Annotated in this window: 19 protein-coding genes, 1 tRNA gene and 1 pseudogene; 16 read left to right on the top strand and 5 right to left on the bottom strand. The window is 56.0% G+C overall.

What is annotated here, in order from left to right; translation table 11 throughout:
- The first annotated feature begins 12 nt into the window (after positions 1-12).
- From AC2FLE_RS01920 to AC2FLE_RS01885, 8 genes are all read left to right on the top strand, one after another.
- Positions 13-1,167, top strand: coding sequence for a Gfo/Idh/MocA family protein (locus tag AC2FLE_RS01920; protein ID WP_496694933.1), 1,155 nt, complete (start codon positions 13-15; stop codon positions 1,165-1,167).
- A 10-nt stretch (positions 1,168-1,177) separates the two neighbouring features.
- Entirely contained in the window at positions 1,178-2,092 is a 915-nt protein-coding gene (locus tag AC2FLE_RS01915; protein ID WP_496694931.1) for a sugar phosphate isomerase/epimerase family protein, read from the top strand.
- 45 nt (positions 2,093-2,137) lie between these two features.
- Positions 2,138-3,175 carry an ABC transporter substrate-binding protein gene (locus AC2FLE_RS01910; RefSeq protein ID WP_496694929.1) on the top strand — a complete coding sequence of 346 codons (1,038 nt, stop codon included), beginning with the start codon at positions 2,138-2,140 and terminating at the stop codon, positions 3,173-3,175.
- 73 nt (positions 3,176-3,248) lie between these two features.
- On the top strand, positions 3,249-4,733 hold the full coding sequence (locus tag AC2FLE_RS01905) for a sugar ABC transporter ATP-binding protein (RefSeq protein WP_496694927.1): 1,485 nt from the start codon (positions 3,249-3,251) through the stop codon (positions 4,731-4,733).
- Positions 4,730-5,671 (top strand): ABC transporter permease, encoded by a 942-nt coding sequence (locus AC2FLE_RS01900; protein WP_496694925.1) that lies wholly within the window; start codon positions 4,730-4,732, stop codon positions 5,669-5,671. Before AC2FLE_RS01905 ends, AC2FLE_RS01900 begins: the two co-directional genes overlap by 4 nt.
- Positions 5,668-6,675: an ABC transporter permease gene (locus AC2FLE_RS01895; RefSeq protein WP_496694923.1), complete on the top strand. Its 1,008-nt coding sequence runs from the start codon at positions 5,668-5,670 to the stop codon at positions 6,673-6,675. The genes AC2FLE_RS01900 and AC2FLE_RS01895 overlap by 4 nt, the downstream gene beginning before the upstream one ends.
- A 12-nt stretch (positions 6,676-6,687) precedes the next feature.
- Entirely contained in the window at positions 6,688-7,764 is a 1,077-nt protein-coding gene (locus tag AC2FLE_RS01890; protein WP_496694921.1) for a Gfo/Idh/MocA family protein, read from the top strand.
- Positions 7,761-8,882, top strand: coding sequence for a Gfo/Idh/MocA family protein (locus tag AC2FLE_RS01885; protein ID WP_496694919.1), 1,122 nt, complete (start codon positions 7,761-7,763; stop codon positions 8,880-8,882). Before AC2FLE_RS01890 ends, AC2FLE_RS01885 begins: the two co-directional genes overlap by 4 nt.
- Here AC2FLE_RS01885 and AC2FLE_RS01880 read toward each other — a convergent pair.
- Both AC2FLE_RS01880 and AC2FLE_RS01875 read right to left on the bottom strand, forming a co-directional pair.
- Positions 8,873-9,319: pseudogene (locus tag AC2FLE_RS01880) on the bottom strand (transposase); the annotation flags it as partial. The gene AC2FLE_RS01885 and the pseudogene AC2FLE_RS01880 overlap by 10 nt on opposite strands.
- Positions 9,320-10,195: 876 nt before the next feature.
- A tRNA-Ser gene (locus tag AC2FLE_RS01875) sits at positions 10,196-10,285 on the bottom strand.
- A 204-nt stretch (positions 10,286-10,489) separates the two neighbouring features.
- Between AC2FLE_RS01875 and AC2FLE_RS01870 the strand changes: the two genes are divergently transcribed.
- The 8 genes from AC2FLE_RS01870 to AC2FLE_RS01835 all read left to right on the top strand — a co-directional run bounded on the left by AC2FLE_RS01870 (position 10,490) and on the right by AC2FLE_RS01835 (position 17,972).
- Entirely contained in the window at positions 10,490-11,674 is a 1,185-nt protein-coding gene (locus tag AC2FLE_RS01870) for an SPOR domain-containing protein (RefSeq protein ID WP_496694917.1), read from the top strand.
- 19 nt (positions 11,675-11,693) lie between these two features.
- Positions 11,694-12,860 (top strand): D-alanyl-D-alanine carboxypeptidase family protein, encoded by a 1,167-nt coding sequence (locus tag AC2FLE_RS01865; RefSeq protein ID WP_496690829.1) that lies wholly within the window; start codon positions 11,694-11,696, stop codon positions 12,858-12,860.
- Positions 12,857-13,480 carry a dTMP kinase gene (gene tmk / locus AC2FLE_RS01860; protein WP_496694915.1) on the top strand — a complete coding sequence of 208 codons (624 nt, stop codon included), beginning with the start codon at positions 12,857-12,859 and terminating at the stop codon, positions 13,478-13,480. The genes AC2FLE_RS01865 and tmk overlap by 4 nt, the downstream gene beginning before the upstream one ends.
- Positions 13,481-13,490: 10 nt before the next feature.
- Positions 13,491-14,612, top strand: a complete 1,122-nt coding sequence (locus tag AC2FLE_RS01855; RefSeq protein WP_496694913.1) for a DNA polymerase III subunit delta' — start codon at positions 13,491-13,493, stop codon at positions 14,610-14,612.
- The gene (locus AC2FLE_RS01850) at positions 14,609-15,415 is read left to right on the top strand and encodes a TatD family hydrolase (RefSeq protein WP_496694911.1); all 807 of its coding nucleotides are present in this window, start codon (positions 14,609-14,611) and stop codon (positions 15,413-15,415) included. The genes AC2FLE_RS01855 and AC2FLE_RS01850 overlap by 4 nt, the downstream gene beginning before the upstream one ends.
- The gene (locus tag AC2FLE_RS01845; protein WP_496694909.1) at positions 15,412-16,209 is read left to right on the top strand and encodes an MBL fold metallo-hydrolase; all 798 of its coding nucleotides are present in this window, start codon (positions 15,412-15,414) and stop codon (positions 16,207-16,209) included. The genes AC2FLE_RS01850 and AC2FLE_RS01845 overlap by 4 nt, the downstream gene beginning before the upstream one ends.
- A 62-nt stretch (positions 16,210-16,271) precedes the next feature.
- The gene (locus tag AC2FLE_RS01840) at positions 16,272-17,204 is read left to right on the top strand and encodes an AEC family transporter (protein ID WP_142634838.1); all 933 of its coding nucleotides are present in this window, start codon (positions 16,272-16,274) and stop codon (positions 17,202-17,204) included.
- A 69-nt stretch (positions 17,205-17,273) separates the two neighbouring features.
- Positions 17,274-17,972, top strand: coding sequence for a CbiX/SirB N-terminal domain-containing protein (locus AC2FLE_RS01835; protein ID WP_496694906.1), 699 nt, complete (start codon positions 17,274-17,276; stop codon positions 17,970-17,972).
- A 45-nt stretch (positions 17,973-18,017) separates the two neighbouring features.
- Here the strand turns inward: AC2FLE_RS01835 and AC2FLE_RS01830 are convergent, their stop codons facing one another.
- The 3 genes from AC2FLE_RS01830 to AC2FLE_RS01820 all read right to left on the bottom strand — a co-directional run bounded on the left by AC2FLE_RS01830 (position 18,018) and on the right by AC2FLE_RS01820 (position 21,278).
- Complete coding sequence (locus AC2FLE_RS01830) at positions 18,018-19,013, bottom strand: diguanylate cyclase domain-containing protein (RefSeq protein WP_496694904.1); 996 nt, start codon at positions 19,011-19,013, stop codon at positions 18,018-18,020.
- Positions 19,010-19,597 (bottom strand): heme NO-binding domain-containing protein, encoded by a 588-nt coding sequence (locus AC2FLE_RS01825; RefSeq protein WP_496690833.1) that lies wholly within the window; start codon positions 19,595-19,597, stop codon positions 19,010-19,012. Before AC2FLE_RS01825 ends, AC2FLE_RS01830 begins: the two co-directional genes overlap by 4 nt.
- Before the next feature lie 121 nt (positions 19,598-19,718).
- Positions 19,719-21,278: a trimethylamine methyltransferase family protein gene (locus tag AC2FLE_RS01820; protein ID WP_496690834.1), complete on the bottom strand. Its 1,560-nt coding sequence runs from the start codon at positions 21,276-21,278 to the stop codon at positions 19,719-19,721.
- Between the last annotated feature and the right edge of the window lie 63 nt (positions 21,279-21,341).

The raw sequence follows: 21,341 nt of genomic DNA, 5'->3' as shown, positions 1-21,341 counted from the left end.
CAGGAGCGCACGATGAGAGACTTCGCGGAAATTCGCGCCGCAGTGATCGGGACCGGCTTCATAGGAACAGTGCACGTTCAGGCGCTTCGGCGTCTGGGCGTGGACGTAAGAGGTGTTCTTGGGTCATCGCCAGAGCGCGGACGGGAACGGGCGCGGGCAATGAGCGTGGCCCGCGCCTATGACACTCTGGAGGATCTGTTGGCGGATGAAAACATCGATGTAGTGCACGTAACGACCCCTAACCACGCACACTATCCGCAAGTGAAATCAATCCTGGCTGCGGGCAAACACCTCATCTGCGAGAAACCCCTTGCCATGACATCCGCTGAAAGCGCTGAAATGGTCGACCTTGCCAAGGCTTCTGGCAAGATTGCAGCGGTTTGTTACAACATTCGCTTTTATCCGCTGAACCAACAAGCCCATGGCATGGTCATGGCCGGGGATCTGGGTGATATCCGTTTTGTTACCGGGCACTACCATCAGGACTGGCTGGCCAAACCCACAGACTGGAATTGGCGGTTGGAAAGCGAAGTGGGCGGCGCGCTGCGATCGGTTGGTGACATCGGAACGCACTGGGTTGATCTGACCAGCTTCGTCACAGGGTTGAAGGCGACCTCTGTCTTTGCAGAGCTGACAACCTTCCTTCCGGAACGCCAGAAACCTCTTGGCCCGGTTGAGACATTTACCAGCGGAACCGGCGAAACCGAGACTGTGCGCATCGATACCGACGATGCTGCCATGATCCTTATCCGATATGAGAACGGAGCGCGGGCCGTGATGAGCACGTCTCAGGTGAACATGGGCCGAAAGAACTCATTGCAATGGGACATCGCCGGAGGGAAAGCCAGCGCCGCTTGGGACAGCGAAACACCCGACCACCTGTTCATTGGGCATCGTGACGCACCCAACCAGACCCTGATGCGTGACTTCACCTTGATGAACGGTCCGGGGATCGCAGCCGCCACATTGCCGCCCGGGCATGTCGAAGGGTTCGCAGATTCATTCTTCAACTTTTTCCGGGCGGTCTATGCCGACGTCATCGCAGGCGGGCGGCAACAAGGCAGCACATGGGCCACATTTGAGGACGGCCATTACGAGATGCAGTTCTGCGATGCCGTCGTGAAATCGGCGAGTGAGAGCCGCTGGGTCGATTTGAGCGAGATTTGAGGGCGATGACATGAAACTGGGCTTACTGACTGCACCATTCGAAAACTCTCAATTGACTGAGGTGGCGGCCTGGGCCGGTTCCAATGGGTTTTCGGCGATGGAGGTCGCCTGCTGGCCATCTTCGGGTGGCGAACAACGGCGCTATGCGGGAACCAGCCACATCAACGTAGATGGCCTTTCCGCGGATCAGGGCAATGAAATTGTCGGGCAACTCGGCGATCAGGGGATCGAGATTTCGGGTCTGGGGTACTATCCCAACCCGCTCCACGCCGATGAAGAGCATCGGGTTGAAGTTATTGGACATCTTAACAAAGTAATCACCGCCGCCGGTGTTATGGGCATCAAAGTTGTCAACACATTCGTCGGCGGAGATCGCACTCTGCATCTAGACGCGAACTGGGAGCGTGCCACCGAAATTTTCGATCCGATCGTGAAGCATGCACAAAACTCTGGTGTGCGTCTGTGCTTTGAGAACTGCCCAATGATCTTCAGCTATGACGAATGGCCCGGGGGGCACAACATTGCTTACTCGCCAAGAATCTGGCGGCGGATTTTTGAAGAATGGGGCGATGCGGTTGGCATGAACTTCGATCCTTCACATCTGATCTGGCAGTTCATCGATCAGACACGGTTCATCAAGGAGTTCGGTTCTCACATGGCTCATGTCCATGCCAAAGACGTGATGGTTGATGAGGACGGGCTTTATGAGAACGGTGTGATGTCTACCGGCATGGGATGGCAAATCCCGCGACTTTGCGGGCTGGGCGATGTGGATTGGCCCGATTTCTTTTCCGGCCTGTACCGCGCAGGATACGACGGTCCGATCATTATCGAACATGAAGACAGATTGTTCGAAGGGACTGACGAAAAGGTCAAGCGGGGTTTTCTGCTGGCCCGGGATGTCCTGTCACCATTCATCAAGTGAAGAAATTATCAAATTTGAAATGACTAAAACTGGGAGGAAACTAGAATGAAGAACCTACTTTATGGTGTCGCTGCTCTTGCAGTTTCAGCGTCTCTTTCAACTGTGGCAATGGCTGACGGGCACAAGCAATACACAATCGGAGTGTCCAACACCGTTCAAGGTAATGGTTGGCGCGAACAGATGATCTGCGCCATGCGTGCGCAAGCTCTGGTCGAAGCCGATGTGACGAACCTAATCGTTGCGCATCGCAACACTGATTCAGCCGGGCAACTGGAAGACATCAACAACCTCATCGAAGCGGGTGTAGACGCCATCGTGCTGAACCCATCCAACCCTGATGCTTTAAACTCGGCACTGGAAAAGGCGATGTCTCAGGACATCGTAGTTGTTGCCGTGGATGCCGGCGTTTCGGCCGAAGGCGCCTACATTCTTTCGAACAATCAGGAAGAATACGCCTATCTTGGCGCCAAGTGGTTGTTTGAACAGCTTGGTGGCAAAGGTGACGTTGTCTATATGCGTGGCATTGCTGGGGTTTCGGCGGATACTGACCGCGACAACGGCTTTAAACGCGCGTTGGCAGAACACCCCGATATCAATGTGGTGCATGAAGTTTTCACCGGCTGGCAGCAAGACCAGGGTAAGCAACAGATCTTTGATTACCTGGCCACCGGCATCCCGTTTGACGGTGTCTGGACCAGCGGCATCGACAATGTAATCGTCGACGCTTTCACTGAATCCGGCGCTCCCCTGGTGCCGATCGTCGGCGCAGACAACGCGGGCTTTGTTCAATACTTGACCGAGGTTGAGGGATTGAATGGCGCAGCGGTAACAAATCCTGGCTCAGTCGGCGGCGCAGGCATTGCTCTGGCTGTCGACATTCTTAACGGCAAGGCACCTGAGAACAAAACCGTTCTTGTAGATCCTGTGCTTTGGGAGAATGCGACGGACGCAGGCCGTGAAACGATCACAGCGGCTCAGAATCCTAACCTTGACCCAGAGTGGCCCGTATCAGTGACCGTTCCCGGCTGGACCGATTACACGATGGAACAAATCATCGACTGTAAGGGACCCGGCGAGGGCTGATCCGAATTGACTGGCCTTCCGCCTTTAGCTGGGCGGAAGGCAAATCCAACCCACTCGGCATTCAAGGACTTCCATGAGCAGCACACCACTTCTCGACGCGTCTGACGTGGCCAAAAGTTTTGGCGCCGTACGGGCGTTGACCAATGCGCACCTCACGGTTGCCGAAGGCGAGATCGTTGCCTTGATGGGCGCAAATGGCGCTGGCAAGTCCACTTTCGTCAAGATCATTACCGGTGCCCTTAAACCCGACGCTGGTCAGGTATTGATCAGAGGCAAACAAGCGTTTGTCGGAAGCCCCGCCGAGGCGCGCCGTTCCGGTTTGGTGCCGGTTTATCAAGAACCCTCACTCATTCCTGATCTCGACGTATCCGACAATCTTCGGCTGACAGACACACCTGTCGATCAGTTTCAAAACTGGGTTACAGAACTTGGCATCGAAGGCCTGAAACTATCGGCAATGATTGGCGACCTGCCACTTGCTACGCTGCGCATCCTCGATCTGGCACGCGCGCTGGCAGTTGAACCAGATGTCCTCTTGCTGGACGAAATGACCGCGGCGCTGCCGACGGATCTGGTTGAACGCGTATTGAAGACCGTAAGGCGCAAAGCAAATGACGGGATGGGTGTGATCTATGTTTCTCACCGTTTCACCGAGATTTCGGAACTGTGCGATCGGGCCACTGTGTTGCGGGATGGCATGTCTGTCGGAGATCTCGACATTGAACCCGGCGTAGAAGAACGCGTGGTCGAATTGATGCTGGGTCAGAAGATTGACATTGGAACACGTCAGATCCTTCGAGCAAATGAACCACAGGCCAAGACACCGCGCCTAGGCATTAAGTCACTGGCTTTTGAGCCCAGTTTCTCGGATGTTTCGTTCGACTTATTCCCCGGCGAGGTCCTAGGGGTGGTCGCGCTTGAGGGTCAGGGGCAGGATGAACTGTTTGAGGTTCTGGCGGGCTTTGATCGCCCGTCTTCAGGATCGATGGAAGTTGATGGAAAGCCCGTAAACTTCGCCCACCCCGCCGACGCCATTGCCGTCGGGATAACTTTCGTTCCGGGCGATCGTTCAGACGCTCTGCTGGCGCAAAGGTCAGTTAAAGAAAACATCGCTCTGCCATTTTCTGCCCGGCTCAAGAACTGGGGACCAATAAAATTGCGGCATGAGCGCGATCGGGTCGCTTATGCGGTCGAGAAACTGCAGATCGACACACGCGCGCAGGGCGAGGTGCAAAGGCTTTCAGGTGGCAACCAACAGAAAGTCACCATTGGTCGCTGGCTCGCGACAGGTGTCGAAACCCTGCTTCTATTCGATCCGACCCGTGGCATCGATGTGCGCACAAAACGCCAGATTTACCCGCTTGTCCGTGAGTTGGCAGATCAAGGAGCGGCGGTTCTATTCTACACGTCCGAGTTGGAAGAAATCCCACTTGCCTGTGACCGCGCGGTCGTAATCTTCAACGGTCGCGTGGTTGATGTGATTGATGCCGCTGACGCGGATGAACAAACACTGATGCGTGCGGCCTATGGCCTGACCGAGACGGAGGGCGCGGCGTGAGCGTGGCCATCCGAAAACACGCATGGGTCATGGGGTTAGCGGTTCTTCTCATGGTCCTTTTGACCATCATAAAATTGATACAACCAACTTTCGGTGCGTCAGGACTGGAGAGTATTGCCCGCGCCGCCCTGCCCTTTGCTTTCGCAACCGCCGGTATGGCCATCGTCGTAATCGTCGGCGGTATCGACCTGTCTGTTGCGTCTATGATGGCGGTCTGTGCTGTGACTGCAGCCGTTCTGATGGAGCGCATGGCCGGTGTACCGGCCTTGTTTATCGTGTTGGGGGTCGGGTTTTTGATGGGGTTGATCAATGGTCTTTTGATCGTTGTAACGCGCGTACCCGACATCGTTGTGACACTCGCCATGCTGTTTGTGTGGGAAGGCGTCGCGCTGTTGATCCTTGAGACACCGGGCGGCGCGACTGCAGATTGGCTGGAACAGGCAATACGCGGTCACTTTCTATTCGCCGGGATGCCCAAGGCACTGCTTGTCATTGCCTTGGGCATCGCTGTTGTCTGGATGCCAATCCGGCGCTCCAAACTCGGACTATCGATCTACGCCACCGGATCAGACGAGCTTGCCGCCTTCCGCTCTGGCGTTTCAGTGGGAAGAACAAAGATAACGGCCTATGCGCTATGCGGGCTGTTTTGCGCCATGGGCGGTCTAAGCCTCGCTGCGCTGACCGGGATTGGAGAGCCGGTTCCGGGGCCATATCTTATGGCCTCGGTCGCGGCCGTAGTTCTGGGCGGTGTCGTGCTGGGCGGTGGTAAAGGCGGTCTGCTTGGGCCGATCATCGCGGTGTTCGTTTTGCGGATCATTCGAACGATCCTGACATTGCTTGCCGTCGATCCAAACGTGACCACGATTATCGAAGGCACAATTATGGTTCTCGTCGTTATGCTGGGCACGGCGGCTTCTTTAAAGGGGACCCGCCGATGAGCATGAACACTGCAGATCCGCCGATGGTCCGCTTTGGCCGTTATCTGCGAGACAACCCGATCATCCCGCTATTGGTTTTCCTTGTCTTGATGATCGCTGTGCTCGAAATATTGCGGCCAGGTATCGTTACCCCGGTCCGAGCAGGTCGAGATGGGTTGATCTCTACTTTTTGGGTTGGCAACCTGATCAAGTTTGCAATTCCGTTGGCGATGCTTGCGGCTTGTCAGGTGCTGACAATGCTAACCGCAGGAATTGATCTCTCGGTCGGGGTAGTTGCCACCGTGTCAGCCTTCGTTTGCGCAACACTTAGTGCGATTTGGGGCGTGACACCTGCAGTATTGATCGCGCTGTCAGCTGGCCTAGTTGTGGGCGTTGTAAATGGCATCGGTGTGGGATTGGTCCGGGTCCATCCATTGATCATGACACTGGGATCGGGGTTAATCGCCACCGGATGTCTGCAGGTCTATCAACGCCTCGTTATCAATGCTGGCACCGAAATTCCCGCCTTCCTTGCCTGGCTCGGAACCGGCCGCACCGCTGGAATGCCGAACGGCCTTTTTGTATTCATCCCGTTTGCGCTCTTTATCCTGTGGCTGATGCGCTATACAGGATTTGGTCGGCTGCTGTTCGCCTTAGGCTCCAATGAGCAGGCCGCTAAGCTGTCCGGGGTCCGAGCATGGCAGGTCTATCTGGGGCTCTACGTGCTTTCAAGTTTGATCGCTGCGCTGGCTGGCTTGCTCTATCTCGGCATGATCCGTCAAACTTCGCTGAGCCTTGCCAACCCCTTGTTGTTACCCTCTGTCGCTGCGGCGGTGATTGGCGGCACATCAATCTTCGGAGGTCGTGGCAGTTTCGCAGGTGCGATTGTGGGCGCACTTATTCTGCGTGTGCTGGATACCATGCTAACATTGATGCAAATGCCGGAAGGTGCGCGCACGGCCCTGTTTGGGTTGATCATTCTTGCAGTTACCGCACTCTACGTCAGGATCACCGGCACGCGCTAAAGGGAGTTTCCAATGGCCAAATTCCGGATCGTCGGCATCAGTTTCGATCACATGCATATGGGTGACTTGCTTCGGATGGTGCACGATCATCCAGACGCTGAAATCGCCGGTATATTCGATCCTGATTGGGACAAGATGAAGGCAGCGGCAACGGCATTCAGCGTTCCCGAAGATCGGATCTTTACCGACTTCGACACATGCATGGCTGCGGGACCCTACGACATGGCAATTCTTTGCGTGGCAACGGCTCAGCATGCGGAATATACCGAACGTCTGGCCTCTTACGACCTGCATGTTTTTGTCGAAAAGCCCTTTGCCGCATCTTCTGATGATGCGCGCCGCATGATGGCTGCAATGGATAGGACCGACAAGCAGTTGATCGTCAACTGGCCATTACGATGGGTCGAAAGCCACGTCACGGCCAAACGGTTGATTGATGAGGGGATGATCGGCAACCTGCGCGAAGTGCATTTCTACGACGGAAATCGCGGCCCCCTATACCATCTGGCCGACAAGGTCGAAGTCACCCCGGACGAGGTTGAGCGTCAGAAACCGAACTCATGGTGGTATAAGCGGGCATCGGGCGGTGGGTCGCTGTTGGATTACCTTGGCTACGGTGCGACGCTTGGAACCTGGTATTTAGGGGGAAAGGAGCCGATCGAGGTGACATGCACAGTCGATGAGACACCGGGGATTGAGGTCGATCAACACGCCATTGCCGTTTGCCGTTATGAAACCGGGCTCTCAAAAATGGAAACGCGCTGGGGCACCTTCACCGACCCGTGGACAACGCAACCTCAACCAACTTGCGGATTCGTCTTTGTGGGCACAGACGGCACCATTTCATCGCCCGATTATGCCGATCACATAACGGTTCAAACCCGCACACGACCTGACCGGCACGAGATACCAGTGACTCCGCTACCGTTAGGTGAACGAAATGCGATTGAGTACGTCCTTGACTGCATATCCAGAGAAATCCCGGTCAAAGGGCCACTGGATCCAGCACTTTGCCTGACAGCGCAACGGATCGTCGATACGGCGCTCCGCTCGGCATATGAAAAACGAACACTTCGGTTACTCGCATGACCTCAGACAGTGCCAATACAGACCAGTACGCACTAAAATCTGCGCATCGGCACGAAATCGATGCGCCGGATCTGCAGTATCTTCCACCAATGCCTCGACGCTATAGACCCCGGATCGGGGTTATTGGTACGGGTGGGATTTCTGCAAGCCATCTTGATGCCTACCGAACAGCAGGCTGGGACGTCGCTGCAATCTGGAACCGTACGCGCGCGAAGGCTGAAGAGAAAGCTGCTGTTTACTGCCCGTCTGCCCGCATCGAAAATGACTGGGAGGCGCTTCTTGCCGATAGCGAGATCGACGTTGTCGATGTCACGCTGCACCCTGAACATCGCGTGCCAATCATCAGAGCTGCCCTGCAAGCAGGCAAACACGTGCTCAGCCAGAAGCCTTTTGTTACCGACCTCGATCTGGGTAATGACCTTGTGAAGCTGGCAGATGATCAAGGCGTTAAACTAGCGGTAAACCAGAACGGTCGTTGGGCCCCGCACCTGTCCTGGATGCGTGAGGCGGTTTCAGCCGGATTGATCGGTGATGTTCTGTCGGCCCATATCTCAATTCACTGGGATCACAGCTGGACTGCAGGTACCCCGTTTGACGAAATCGACCAGCTGATACTTTACGACTTTGGAATTCACTGGTTCGACTTTCTTGCGTCTCTTGTCGGAGACAGAGCAGAAAGCGTCTTTGCAACTGCTACATCTGCACGCGGCCAGGCCAACAAAGTGCCTCTGATGTCGCAGGCTCTGGTTCGTTTGGACCAAGGCCAAGCAAGCCTGGTTTTTGACGGGGGCGTTCCCTATGGGCCTCGCGATACAACATACGTTGCAGGTACGACCGGTAGCCTGACATCAGTTGGACCGGATCTGTCGACGCAATCTGTGACACTTGAGACAGCGCATGGCATTGCGCGGCCTGCACTCGAAGGACAATGGTTCAACGACGGGTTTCGTGGCGCCATGGGGGAGCTTCTTTGTTCAATTGAAGACGACCGAGAGCCCTCAACATCTGCAAGAACCAACCTAAAATCATTGGCCATCGTTCTCGCCGCGGTTGCTTCGTCTAAACGCAATAGGGAGGTCGAGATAGGAAGCATTAGGCTCAGGACACATAGCGAATAAATTACCAAAGCGGCGAGAACGATTGCTGAAAGGAAGAGTTTGGGACACCTGTCGAACCGCGTCGCCACACGTCGCCGGTCCTTCAATCTGCCAAACATGATCTCAATCCGATTGCGGCGTTTGTAGCGGCGCTTGTCGTATCGGACAGTTGTCTTGCGCTGTTTGCGGCCTGGGATGCACGCGCGTATCCCTTTATCTTTCAACGCTTCTCTAAACCAATCGGCATCATATCCGCGCTCACCCAGCAACCATTCGACATTTGGCGGGCTGCTGACCAATGCCCTCGCGCTAATGTAGTTGCTGACCTAACCGGCAGTGACAAACAGATTCCAGGGGCTTCATTCGCCATTGTGCTTGAACCAATAGCGCAAAAGGGCTCATCTGTCACAAACCGCATGCAACTTTGTGTTCATGCCGGCCTTGGTGCGCCCGATCAGACATGTGCACCGCTCATTTGAGCGCGATGAATCACGCAGCCAAACGGAAATCAATGGGCCTAAATTGTTGTTGTCGCGTGACGTCTTCCACTGAAGCAGAATATACTCCAGCATAGTCCGCGCAGTCTCCAGACCGGTTGCTGAGCAAAAGATTGGTGATGTTCTGAGCCGCGTTCTGAGGATGAGCTTGAACGGCAGTAAATCCTGTAAGAAGCGCGCTGAATGTCAAAACACTCACTCGCATGGTTCGATCTCCTTAGGGTTTTCAGAAATCCAAAAATATGTTGCTCGATGGGAGTTGATGTCAGTCATCCTATCCTCAAAACGCGACGCGGTCCCCTCCTTTCAAGTCCAGGATTTCTCTCGCTTCATCGGGAGTTGCGACCTGACTGCCTTTCTCTCACCGAAGATTCAGGCCGCGATTCTCGACGGCACCCGGCCGCCCGAACTCACACTCAAGCGTCTGGTCAGCGTTACCCACGCACTTGATTGGGCCGAACAGGAATGTCGTTCGACTTTTGACACCTCAAGAACCGGCCTCCCAGATACAGGGTTCGCCCTCCTTGATCCGTGGGAGCAATTCCCTGCTCCACCTTTTTGGGAATTTGCAGTATAGACCCCTGAAAAACATACATTTCTGAGAGGAGAAACTCTGGGTTCCAGACCCATCTCACGAAAATTCCCTGTTAATTGCCGGGTATCAGGGAAATCCCTCCCAAAGCGACCCCGCCAAAATGCGCCACTGAGACTGAGGCCTGAATTGCGTTCTGAGTGTACGGATTGCTCCGTCTCTGATTGAAAGCGCATGCGCCAACTCGCGGGAATTGCGGCGCAATTCCGGATCAGAAAACACAACTGAAGTGAGACAAGTATGAGTGGCGGGGAGACAGGGATTCGAACCCTGGGGACGCTCTCACGCCCAACGGTTTTCAAGACCGCCGCATTCGACCACTCTGCCACCTCCCCGCGTGGGGCCGGGTCTAAGGCTATCTTTAAACGGTGGCAAGACCAAATAGGGAAATCTTGCCGAAGCCTGTGCAGCAGACTTTCCATGGCCGAACGTGCAGGCTATGCTTTGCGTGAAAGACCGTGACAGGCTGGCAGTTCAGAACCAGCGATCGGCGGCGGGGTACGATGAAAGAGGCCCCTTACAGGCAAGGGATTGCAAATATGGATCGAGCGACCACGACACGCGCAAAACCGCGGGCACTGGCGGTTCTGGTAATAACAGTTGCGGCTCTGTCAGGGTGCGACGAGGCCCTGACATCGGGTGGAACATCCACCGAGCAGGCGGACGAAAGCGTGCAGGACGACGGCAAATTAGAGCTGTTTCCCAATACAACAGGGAACGCGCGTGATGATGTTGAAGCTCCTGATGTCTTCAAGGTCACCGAAGCCGGATTGTGGGATGGGCGCCCCTCGTTGGGCGGAATCTGGGTCGCGCACCCGGACGTTACACAGCCTGAACGTGTTCGGATAACGAATACAAAGAACAACAAATCCGTAACCGGCGCACTTTTCCGCCGTGAACGCAACCTGCCGGGCCCTGCGCTGCAACTGTCTTCGGCTGCCGCCGCAAAACTGGGTATCCTCGCAGGCGCACCGACTCGGGTTGAAGTTGTTGCCCTGCGGCGCAAGCCTGCCGAGAAAGTAGAAGAAAAAGCTCCTGAGCCCGAAGAGGTCGCTGAACCCGAAGTGACCCCAACGGCTGAGGCGGTTGAACTTCAGGACAAGAAAACCGATAGCCAGACCACGGCAGATGTGTCCGAAGACGTTGATAAACCAGCCAAGCGTAAATGGTGGCAAAAGAAGGCTCCAGTTGCCGCAGCTGGTGCTGCGACAGCTGCAGCCGTGGCTGAAACCGCAGAAAAGACCGATGAGGCGGCAACAGAGATTATCGAGGCGGCGCCTGAGCCAGCACCAACCGCAAATCTGACCGATCCCACTGTCACGCCGCCAACCGAGGCTGCACCGAAGCGGAAATGGTGGCAAAAGAAGCCTGCCGACGAAATCACCGAAACACCTCTGGACCCGATTGAGGGCGCTGCAGCGGCCATCGAAGAGGCCGCCCCTACCCCGGCAGCAACCGCAGCCAGCACTGAGGCAGCCTCCGTTTCATCGCTTTCAAAACCGTTTATTCAGGTGGGCACCTTCACAGTTGAAGAAAATGCCGAAGGTGCTGCCGAGAAAATTCGGCGAAACGGGTTGCCTGCGAAAGTTCAAAAACTCGAAGCCAATGGCAAAACTGTTTGGAGGGTGATCGTTGGTCCTGCTTTGACGCGGGCGGAACGAAACGCAATGCAAAGCGACGTCAAAGATCTGGGCTTTTCTGACGCCTATACCGTGAAGAATTAAGCAAAAGGAGGTCCCCCTCGTGCTGTCCTCATTTCGATCATCTGTACTGACCCTCGGTTTGGCTATGTTTGCCCTGCCCGCACAAGCTTTCGATACGCAAGCCCGTGCTGCCTATGTCATGGACCAAACGACAGGAACCGTTCTTTTGTCCAAAGACGCAGACCAGCCGTTGCCGCCCGCGTCCATGTCCAAGCTCATGACCCTGTTTGTAGCATTCGAAGCGCTGCGGGACGGTCGCCTGGAACTGAATGAGGAACTTCCGGTTTCCGAACATGCGACCAGCTATAAAGGCTCAAGCATGTTCCTGAACACGCAGGACCGTGTACGGGTCGAAGACCTGCTGCGCGGGATCATAGTCCTGTCAGGAAATGACGCATGTGTTGTTATCGCCGAAGCCCTCAGCCCGGACGGAACCGAAGCTGGGTTTGCCCGGTTCATGACCCAACGCGCGCAACAGCTGGGCATGAATAATTCGAACTTTGCGAATTCGAACGGATGGCCAGCCGCAGGCCACATGATGTCTGTGCATGACCTCGCCATTCTGGCCGACCATCTGATCAGCGACTTTCCCGAATATTACCCTCTGTTCGCCGAGGAAGAGTTCGAATTCGACAACCGGGTGCCGTCAAATTCGCGTAACCGGAATCCCTTACTGAAACTTGGGATTGGTGCGGATGGGCTAAAGACTGGCCACACGCAAGAAGCGGGCTATGGCCTTGTAGGATCGGCACAGCAGGGGGATCGCAGGGTCATTTTCGTTTTGTCGGGGCTCGACAGCGTCGCTCGCCGCGCAGAGGAGGCTGAGGCCGTCGTTAACTGGTCGTTTCGCAATTTTGTCGAGAGGCAGCTTGCCGAAGCAGAAAAACCGATAGGACAAGCCGATATCTGGATGGGCACTTCGAAAACGGTTGATCTTGTCCCGCAAGAGGATTTGACACTGCTGCTGCCTGTTCTCGGGGATAAGAATGTTGAGGCCGAAATCGTCTATGACGGTCCGCTTGAGGCCCCCATCGCCAAAGGACAGGAAATCGCTGAGCTTGTCATCAAGCCCGATGGCCTGCCCGAGATACGCAGACCCCTGGTTGCAGCGGAAAGCGTCGAAAAGGGCGGTTTCTTCGTGCGGATTATGACAGTTGGCGGCATTGTTGCGAAAGATGTCATCGGTAACCCGTTGGGCGCGATGTGACGGCGGGCGGGTTGTTTCTAACCTTCGAAGGCATTGACGGATCGGGCAAATCCTCGCAAGCGCGCCTGCTGGCCGAGCATTTGCGCGGGCTCGGGCATGATGTCGTTCTCACGCGTGAACCTGGCGGCTCAGCCGGGGCCGAGGAAATCCGCAGACTGGTTCTTGAAGGCGATCCCGATCGCTGGTCAGCTGAGACGGAAATCCTGCTGTTCACTGCTGCGCGACGCGACCATCTGGAACGCACCATTGAACCCGCTTTGACTGCGGGCAAGATCGTCATCTGCGACCGTTTCGCCGATAGCACCCGCATGTATCAGGGCCTATCTCGCGGCGACCTGCGTGGTTTGGTCGATCAGTTGCATAAGCTGATGATCAAACGTGAACCGGATCTGACCGTGTTGATCGACATGGATCCTGAAACCGGCCTCTCTCGGGCCAAGGGCCGGCAGGGCACCGAAGAACGGTTCGAGGATTTCGGCATTCACCTGCAACAGAAGATGCGGGCCGGTTTTCTGGAACTGGCGGATGAATTTTCCGACCGGTTTTGCCTGGTCGATGGCAATAGGGACATGGACAGCGTTGCCCGCGATGTGACAGATATCGTCATGCAAGCCTTGTGACGGACGATTGATGAACAACGACATCCCGATCCCGGATCAGGCACCCGGTGCCCTTCATCCGCGCGAAACGCCACATCTGTTTGGGCAGGCAGAGGCCGAGCAGGCCTTTCTTAGTGCTTATGCTTCTGATCGTCTGCACCACGGCTGGCTGCTGACCGGCCCCCGAGGTGTGGGTAAGGCAACGCTGGCCTGGCGGATCGCGCGGTTTCTGCTGGCAACCCCGCCGGTCGAAGAGGACGGACTGTTTGGCGCGCCACCTCCCCCTAAAACGCTTGAGATTCCACCAGATCACCCGGTTGTTCATCGAATTCTGGCTGGTGCCGAGCCTGGCCTGGCCGCCATCAAACGATCCGTGAACGATCAGGGCAGGTTGCGAAATGAAATCGTTGTGGACGACATTCGCAAACTTGGGAAGTTCTTCGGCCTGTCCTCGGCCGATGGGGGCCGCCGTGTCGTCATCGTAGATTCTGCGGATGAAATGAACATCAGCGCCGCCAACGCATTGCTGAAAATGCTCGAAGAACCGCCTGCGCGGACAACGCTGCTGTTGATATCGCATCAACCGTCCCGCCTTTTGCCCACGATCCGATCCCGGTGCCGTACCTTGCGCCTTTCGCCGCTGAACGCGGAAGATATGAACGCCGCACTGACCCAGACCGGGGTTGAGCTGACTGGAAACCCCGACCATCTGGCCGCTCTGGCCAGCGGGTCCGTTGGGGACGCCGTCCGCCTGATAAATCTGAGCGGACTCGAAATATATGCCGAGCTCATCGCGATCCTGAGCACCCTGCCCCGGCTGGACAGACAACGCGCTCTGGCTCTGGCCGAGGCTGCCGCACAGCGCGGAGCAGCCGAACGGTTCGAGTTGCTGTTGACGCTGATCGACATTGCCTTGTCACGTCTTGCTGTGACCGGTGCGACTGGTGCTCCGCCATCGCCAGAGGCCGCGCCAAACGAAGGTGATATCCTGTCCCGTTTGTCCAGATCGCCGGAGCAGGCACGCCTTTGGGCGGAAACCGCAGCCCAGATCACCGCCCGCGCCCGCCACGGGCAGGCGGTGAACCTTGACCCTGCCGCTCTGGTCCTAGATACGGTGTTCAAGATACAGGAAACCGCCGGTCAGAACAGATGAGCGACACCCCCCAAATCACCGACAGCCATTGCCATCTGGACTTCCCCGATTTTGAAGGACAGTTGGACCTGATCGTCGCAAATGCGGCCGAATCCGGTGTGACCCGGATGGTGACGATCTGCACCAGGTTGAGGAACGAACCCACTGTGCGCGCCATAGCTGAGGCTCACGCGCCGGTATTCTACGCGGCAGGCACGCACCCGATGAGTGCAGCCGATGAACCGATGGCAACTGTGGACGAGCTGGTGGCACTGTCACAGCACCCCAAGTTTGTTGGTATCGGTGAAACCGGGCTGGATTATCACTATACCGCCGACAGTGCGCAGGTTCAGCAGCAATCCCTGCGCGTTCATATCGAGGCCGCTCAGCGTACCGGACTGCCTTTGATCATTCATGCGCGCGCGGCGGACGAAGACATGGCCCGCATTCTGGCCGAAGAATACGGCAATGCCCCCTATTCATGTGTGATGCATTGTTTTTCGTCTTCGGCCGAACTGGCACAGTCCGCCCTGGATCTTGGGTTTTACCTGTCCATGTCGGGCATCGCCGCTTTTCCCAAAAGCCAGGATTTGCGCGATATTTTCGCAAATGCGCCAGTAGACCGCATCCTGGTTGAAACCGACGCGCCCTATCTGGCGCCGCCCCCGTTTCGCGGCAAAAGGAATGAACCGGCCTATACCGCCCACACCGCCCGCAAAGGCGCCGAGGTCTTTGGCATGGGCTATGCCGATTTCGCGGCGCAGACCCAGGCCAATTTCGAAAGACTCTTCACCAAGGTCGCCTCTTACAAGGCGGCGGCATGACCACGCTGCGCTGCACCATTTTGGGCTGCGGCTCGTCAGGTGGAGTGCCACGTCTTGGCGGTCACTGGGGCGACTGCGACCCCGAAAACCCCAGGAACATCCGCCGCCGCTGCTCGATGCTGGTCGAACGTGACGGGACCGAAGGCACCACCTCTGTTCTGATCGACACAACCCCGGATATGCGCAGCCAGCTGCTGGACACCGGCACCGGGCGGTTGGACGGGGTGGTCTATACCCATTCCCATGCCGACCACGTCCACGGCATTGACGACTTGCGCATGATTGTCTTCAACATGCGCGAACGGGTGCCGGTCTGGGCTGATGGCGACACCCAGAATGATCTTTTGGGCCGATTTGGCTATGCCTTCATCCAACCCGAAAACTCACCCTACCCGCCGATCCTCAACCTCAAGACAATCGACGGCCCGTTCGAGATCACTGGCCCCGGAGGCCCTATCCCGTTTCACCCCTTCAAGGTGAACCACGGATCAATCGACGCGCTTGGTTTCAAAATGGGCAATCTGGCCTACCTGCCGGACGTGGCAGAGATATATGACGATGCCTGGACCACATTAGAGGGTCTGGACTGTCTGGTGATCGACGCGCTGCGCCGGTCCCCGCACCCGACCCATGCGCATCTGGAAAAGACCCTTGGCTGGATCGACCTGTTGCAACCAAAAACCGCGGTTCTGACCAACATGCATATCGATCTTGACTATGCCACGGTCGACGCAGAAACCGCAGACAACATCACCCCTGCTTATGACGGCATGGTGATACATCAGGCTCTGTAGAGCCCTGGCCGAGATCATGCAGATATCCTTTCCCGCGCGAATAACTGTTGCGGAACGCTGACATGCTGCAAAATCTCATTGAAGTCATCCTTCCAGTTTTTCTTGTTATTGGAGCCGGTTACGTCTCCACTCTTCTTGGATACTTCAAGGAAAACCACATTGATGGCCTGATGAAGTTCACTCAGGGTTTTGCAATCCCCTGCCTTCTGTTTCTTGCGATTTCACATCTCGACCTCAGTGTCAGTTTTGATCCCAAGCTGTTGATCAGCTTTTACTCTGCTGCTGCGCTTTGCTTTTGTGCCGGCCTGTTCGGCGCGCGACTGATCTTCAACCGCGAATGGGAAGATTGCGTCGCAATCGGTTTTTGCTGCCTGTTCTCCAATTCCGTCCTGCTGGGATTGCCGATTACTGAACGGGCTTATGGCCCTGAAAGCCTTACGGGCAATTATGCCGTCATCGCCTTTCACTCGCCGTTTTGTTACGGCCTAGGCATCACGGTAATGGAGGTGATCCGGAACCGGGGCCACGGAGGATCGCGAATGGTTCGCTCGGTCCTGACCGCGATGTTTCGCAACGCTCTGATTGTCGGAATCTCACTGGGTTTCATCGTAAATCTGTCCGGGCTCGGCGTGCCAGCCGTTGTGGATGATGCCCTTGGCCTGGTGACCCGCGCGGCCCTTCCCGGCGCGCTATTCGCGCTTGGGGGCGTTCTGGTTAAATACAGACCCGAAGGTGACCTAAGGGCGATCGCCTTTGTCTGCGGCGTTTCTCTGCTGCTGCACCCGAGCCTTTTCTGGCTTTTCGGATCCACCCTTGGACTGCCACAGGATCTATTCCGGTCCGGAGTGATGACAGCCGCCATGGCCCCTGGTTTCAACGCCTATATCTTTGCAAACATCTATGGCCGCGCCAAACGGGTTGCTGCATCCTCTGTTCTGTTGGGTACGGCAGTATCTATCCTGAGCGTCTGGTTTTGGCTGACCCTATTGGGCTGACGGTGCGGCAGGCGGATTGACTTTTACACGACGCGGCGCACCTATCGCTAAAGCGGACAGGACAGATTTATGACACACGCCCTTATCGTTACCCATGGCCAACCTTCTGACCCAGAACCAGCCGAAGCGGCCTTGGCGGCTTATGCGGCCGATGTAAATGCCCTGTGTGCCGGTGTTTCGGTTCATTCTGCAACGCTGGCAGCCCCTGGGGCACTTGACAGCGCACTGGACAAGATTCCCGGCGACGCCGTCATCTATCCCCTATTCATGGCCAAAGGGTGGTTTGTCACAGATGTGCTGCCAAAACGTATTGGTGACCGCCGAAACCCTATTCTAGATCCCTTGGGCGCGGACCCGAAATTGCCCCAGTTGGTCGCGCAAACCCTTGAGGGAACGCTGCAGGACAAAGACTGGCGGTCACAAGAAACGGACCTTGTGATCGCTGCGCATGGATCGGGCCGCAGCAGAAACCCATCCGCCGTTGCAACGGCATTCGGCGACGCTTTGTTGCAACTGATTCCACTTGGATCCCTGCGCCTTGGGTTTGTCGAAGAGGCCCCTTCGATTTCTGTGGCCGCCGCAGGAACCGGCGCCCAAACCCTGTGTTTGCCATTTTTTGCCTGCACGGGTGGCCATGTTCTTGAGGATGTGCCGCAAGAACTAAGCAAGGCCGAGTTCAAGGGACAGGTTTTACCGGTTGTGGGTGAACTGCCACTGGTGCAGCAACACATAGCGTCCATTCTCAAAGCTTTTTCTTCATCGAAATAGAGTCGTCTGACCACATACACTTTGCCGGTTCCTTTAGCGGGAAACCTATCTGTGTGAGTGATCCACAAGCTGCGAATATAGACAGTGGCGAGACCGGCCATTTCGCTTGGCCGCATACAGGGCAAGGTCTGCCGCATGCAAAATCTCAGCCGGTTTAAGCGATGGAAACTGGGTCGAAAGCGCCGTGCCTATACTGGCTGAAACCTGGCACGACACGTTGTCGAACATCATCGGTTCCCGCAGCCGTTCGATCAGCCTGCTGGCGATTGCAGCGAGAACACCCTCGTCCGTCAATCCTTTGTATATAATTACAAATTCGTCCCCGCCGACACGCGCCACTGTATCGTCTCCGCGGGTTTCCTCACCCATGATCCGCGCCGCCTGTTGCAACACATAGTCGCCCGCGGCATGTCCGAATTGGTCATTGACCGATTTGAAAAAATCAAGATCCAGATGCATCAGCGCGAATGGAGATTTGGACGAGATCATGTGATCCAATAGAACATCCATCGCCCGGCGATTTTTCAGCCCCGTCAGTGTATCTGTAAATGCCTTTTCCTCGGCGGCAAGCATCGCCCCTTGAAGGCGCAGGTTCAGAGATCTGGACGCCTCCATCGCTGCCGATTTCGCCTCGACCAGATACAATAATTCGATCGCCAGATCAGTGCCCGAGAAATCCGCACTGGTCAGGGCATAGTCCCGGACCGCATCCAAAATCGATATTCCGAAAGACAGATTGATGACCGCCCCCTTACCTTTGGGCAGCGGAGCGATAAGGCCCTTCAATGCTGTGCGCGGGGCGTCATGGAACCTGAGCTGTAACTTGGTGCCGGCCTGGGACATCAAGCCTGAAACCGTGGTAACCGCCCTAGGGCGAAGCAGCTCAAAGATATCCAGAAAGCTCTGACCTTCCATCGGCTTTTCAGGGCGCAGCTTTTGCAAGGTTGATCCGACGCGGGTCACTTTTCCATCCTCGTTCACCAGCAAAAACATCGGGCACAGGGTTTGCAAAAGCTCTGCCAGATTATTCGCGTTCATCATGCTTTTCGCGCCCCTAAATCAAAATGCCGACCTTCTGAAAAAGCGCTTTCTACCAGAACGATTGAGATAAATTCGATCTCACCCTGCTGGCCCTCATGCGACAACATGGCTAGAGCCCCGTAATCATCAGCCATCGCGCGCAATACGCCAACCATGACGCTTGAAAACCCAGGCAGACCTGGATGGCAGGACAATCTGTATTCCGTCGGTGAAAGCTCGTGCAATTCAAGCGCCGGAAGATTCAGATCCGATACGGCCAATCTGACCCGGTCAGACAGATCATCAAGCGAATGGAGAAATTCCAGATAGCTGACACCGCCAAATCGCAACAGACGGCGCAGGTCTTCCATGTTGGGATGAGACACAAGGTACGTTCCCAGATCTTCAAGAACGTCACTGCGTGAACGTTTCAGGACCGTGCATACCTCATCCAATACCTGCTCGGTAATATCATCGTCGTAAACAAGCATGGCCTCGAACTCGGCAAAGCCCAGTTCGGCTGAATCCATCACGCGCATCCAGCACGGCTGCCCGTAGGTCACCGCAACAAAGGATTGAATCGCCCGGTTGATCAGACCATGCATGAGAGACCTCAAATTGGTTTCTCACGCAGTTTGCTCTGAAATTTGTTAACAAACACCCAACACACGGGCGTCACCACATAGAATTCACGCAAGTATCGAAGTGGAAGTAACTGAGATTACGCTAGAAATCTGTCGGCGCTCCGCCTTCGGTTTTGCGTCGTGCGACAAAGTCGGCAAGCTCTTCCCGGATGCCCTCATCCATTGCCGGAGCTTCAAAGCTGGTGATGATTTCCTTGAACATGTGATGCGCGCGCTCAGCGGTCCAGACGCCTCCTGCGACTTCCCAACCCTCATAGTTCTTCCAGTCACTCAGAAACGGCTGATAAAACGCGGTGGTATAGCGATCCTGAGTGTGCTGAATGCCAAAGAAATGCCCGTCATTGCCGACTGACCGGATCGCATCCAGAGCAATCTCGTCAGGGCCGGTTGCCGTCAATTCCGGCTGCATATACCGCTGAATTTGCTGCAATATCTCGCAATCCATAATGAACTTTTCAGGGCTTGCGATCAGGCCACCCTCAAGCCAACCTGCAGCGTGATAGACCATGTTGGTGCCCGATTGCACCGCCGCCCATAATGAGTTCGAGGTTTCCCATACAGATTGGCCATCCGGAACGTTTGCCGCGCAGACACCCGAAGACCGCAGGGGCAGGTCGTAAAATCGGGCCATCTGGCCGGTCATCTGTGTCGCCCGCATGTATTCCGGCGTTCCAAATGCCGGAGCACCAGATTTCATATCCACATTCGAGGTGAACGTACCGATGACACAAGGAATCCCTGGTCGCACATATTGGAACAAGGCAATCGCGCACAGCGCCTCGGCCAGGGATTGCGCTACTGCACCGGCCATTGTGACGGGGGCCATCGCCCCGGCCAAGGTGAACGGCGTCACAACAATCGCCTGCCCGCGCCGCGCCAACCTCAGGCAACCGTCGATCATGGGCTGATCGTGCTTCAGCGGCGAGGTCGAGTTGATGTTGGTATACATCCTCGGCTTGGCTTCGAATTCTTCATGGCTCAGCCCCCCTGCGATCCGCACCATTTCCATGACGTCTTCGACGCGTTCCTTGCCCAGCGAATAGGCATGCATCGCCTTATCGGTCAGAGTCAGCTTGTCGTACAGAACATCCAGATGCCGGACGCTGGCATGTATATCCACTGGCTCGACCGGGTATCCGCCGGCAAAATGGATACAGTTGAAATACTGCGTCAGCTTCAACAGGTTCCGGCACATCTCGCGATTTCCCGGTACCTTGGTGCCAATCTCCATATCCCAGTAGTTCGGCGGGGACGACACATTTCCGAACAGCAGGTTTTTGCCCCCGATCTCGATTGCGCGGTCGGGATTACGCGGTGTGATGGTAAAGGTGGATGGGGCTTTACGCACCATTTCCATGACAAAATCCCGGCCCATTCGAACGTTGTCGCCGTTGATCGTACATCCGGCCTCACGCAGGATTCCGATTGCCTCTTCGTTGTAGAACTCGATCCCGATCTCTTCGAGAATCCGCATTGCGCCCTCGTGGATCGCCGCGACGCCGATCTCGTCCAACGGTTCGGTTGGTTTGTCGGTGTTGATCGGAGGGCTCCACGGCATCTGATCAATAACCGCTGCGCCCCGTCTCTCGGCGGCACCGGCCCGTCCTCCGCTGCGACCTCTGCGTGCTTTCTTGTCGGCCATTGGACACTCCTCGGAACTTGGCTTTCTAGAAGCAAGCCCCGAACGCGTACTGTTGGCCGCTCT

The organism is Ruegeria sp. CDSA077, from assembly GCF_059612265.1.
This window is presented reverse-complemented; position numbering and strand designations above follow the sequence as displayed.

Excerpts from the sequence above, each read along its gene's own strand:
- AC2FLE_RS01850 (WP_496694911.1), top strand. The coding sequence starts at position 14,609 with ATGAGCGACACCCCCCAAATCACCGACAGCCATTGCCATCTGGACTTC.
- AC2FLE_RS01825 (WP_496690833.1), bottom strand. The coding sequence starts at position 19,597 with ATGCATGGTCTGATCAACCGGGCGATTCAATCCTTTGTTGCGGTGACC.
- AC2FLE_RS01830 (WP_496694904.1), bottom strand. The coding sequence starts at position 19,013 with ATGATGAACGCGAATAATCTGGCAGAGCTTTTGCAAACCCTGTGCCCG.
- AC2FLE_RS01840 (WP_142634838.1), top strand. The coding sequence starts at position 16,272 with ATGCTGCAAAATCTCATTGAAGTCATCCTTCCAGTTTTTCTTGTTATT.
- AC2FLE_RS01920 (WP_496694933.1), top strand. The coding sequence starts at position 13 with ATGAGAGACTTCGCGGAAATTCGCGCCGCAGTGATCGGGACCGGCTTC.
- AC2FLE_RS01870 (WP_496694917.1), top strand. The coding sequence starts at position 10,490 with ATGGATCGAGCGACCACGACACGCGCAAAACCGCGGGCACTGGCGGTT.
- AC2FLE_RS01890 (WP_496694921.1), top strand. The coding sequence starts at position 6,688 with ATGGCCAAATTCCGGATCGTCGGCATCAGTTTCGATCACATGCATATG.
- AC2FLE_RS01835 (WP_496694906.1), top strand. The coding sequence starts at position 17,274 with ATGACACACGCCCTTATCGTTACCCATGGCCAACCTTCTGACCCAGAA.
- AC2FLE_RS01895 (WP_496694923.1), top strand. The coding sequence starts at position 5,668 with ATGAGCATGAACACTGCAGATCCGCCGATGGTCCGCTTTGGCCGTTAT.
- AC2FLE_RS01905 (WP_496694927.1), top strand. The coding sequence starts at position 3,249 with ATGAGCAGCACACCACTTCTCGACGCGTCTGACGTGGCCAAAAGTTTT.
- AC2FLE_RS01820 (WP_496690834.1), bottom strand. The coding sequence starts at position 21,278 with ATGGCCGACAAGAAAGCACGCAGAGGTCGCAGCGGAGGACGGGCCGGT.
- AC2FLE_RS01855 (WP_496694913.1), top strand. The coding sequence starts at position 13,491 with ATGAACAACGACATCCCGATCCCGGATCAGGCACCCGGTGCCCTTCAT.
- AC2FLE_RS01845 (WP_496694909.1), top strand. The coding sequence starts at position 15,412 with ATGACCACGCTGCGCTGCACCATTTTGGGCTGCGGCTCGTCAGGTGGA.
- AC2FLE_RS01910 (WP_496694929.1), top strand. The coding sequence starts at position 2,138 with ATGAAGAACCTACTTTATGGTGTCGCTGCTCTTGCAGTTTCAGCGTCT.
- AC2FLE_RS01885 (WP_496694919.1), top strand. The coding sequence starts at position 7,761 with ATGACCTCAGACAGTGCCAATACAGACCAGTACGCACTAAAATCTGCG.
- AC2FLE_RS01915 (WP_496694931.1), top strand. The coding sequence starts at position 1,178 with ATGAAACTGGGCTTACTGACTGCACCATTCGAAAACTCTCAATTGACT.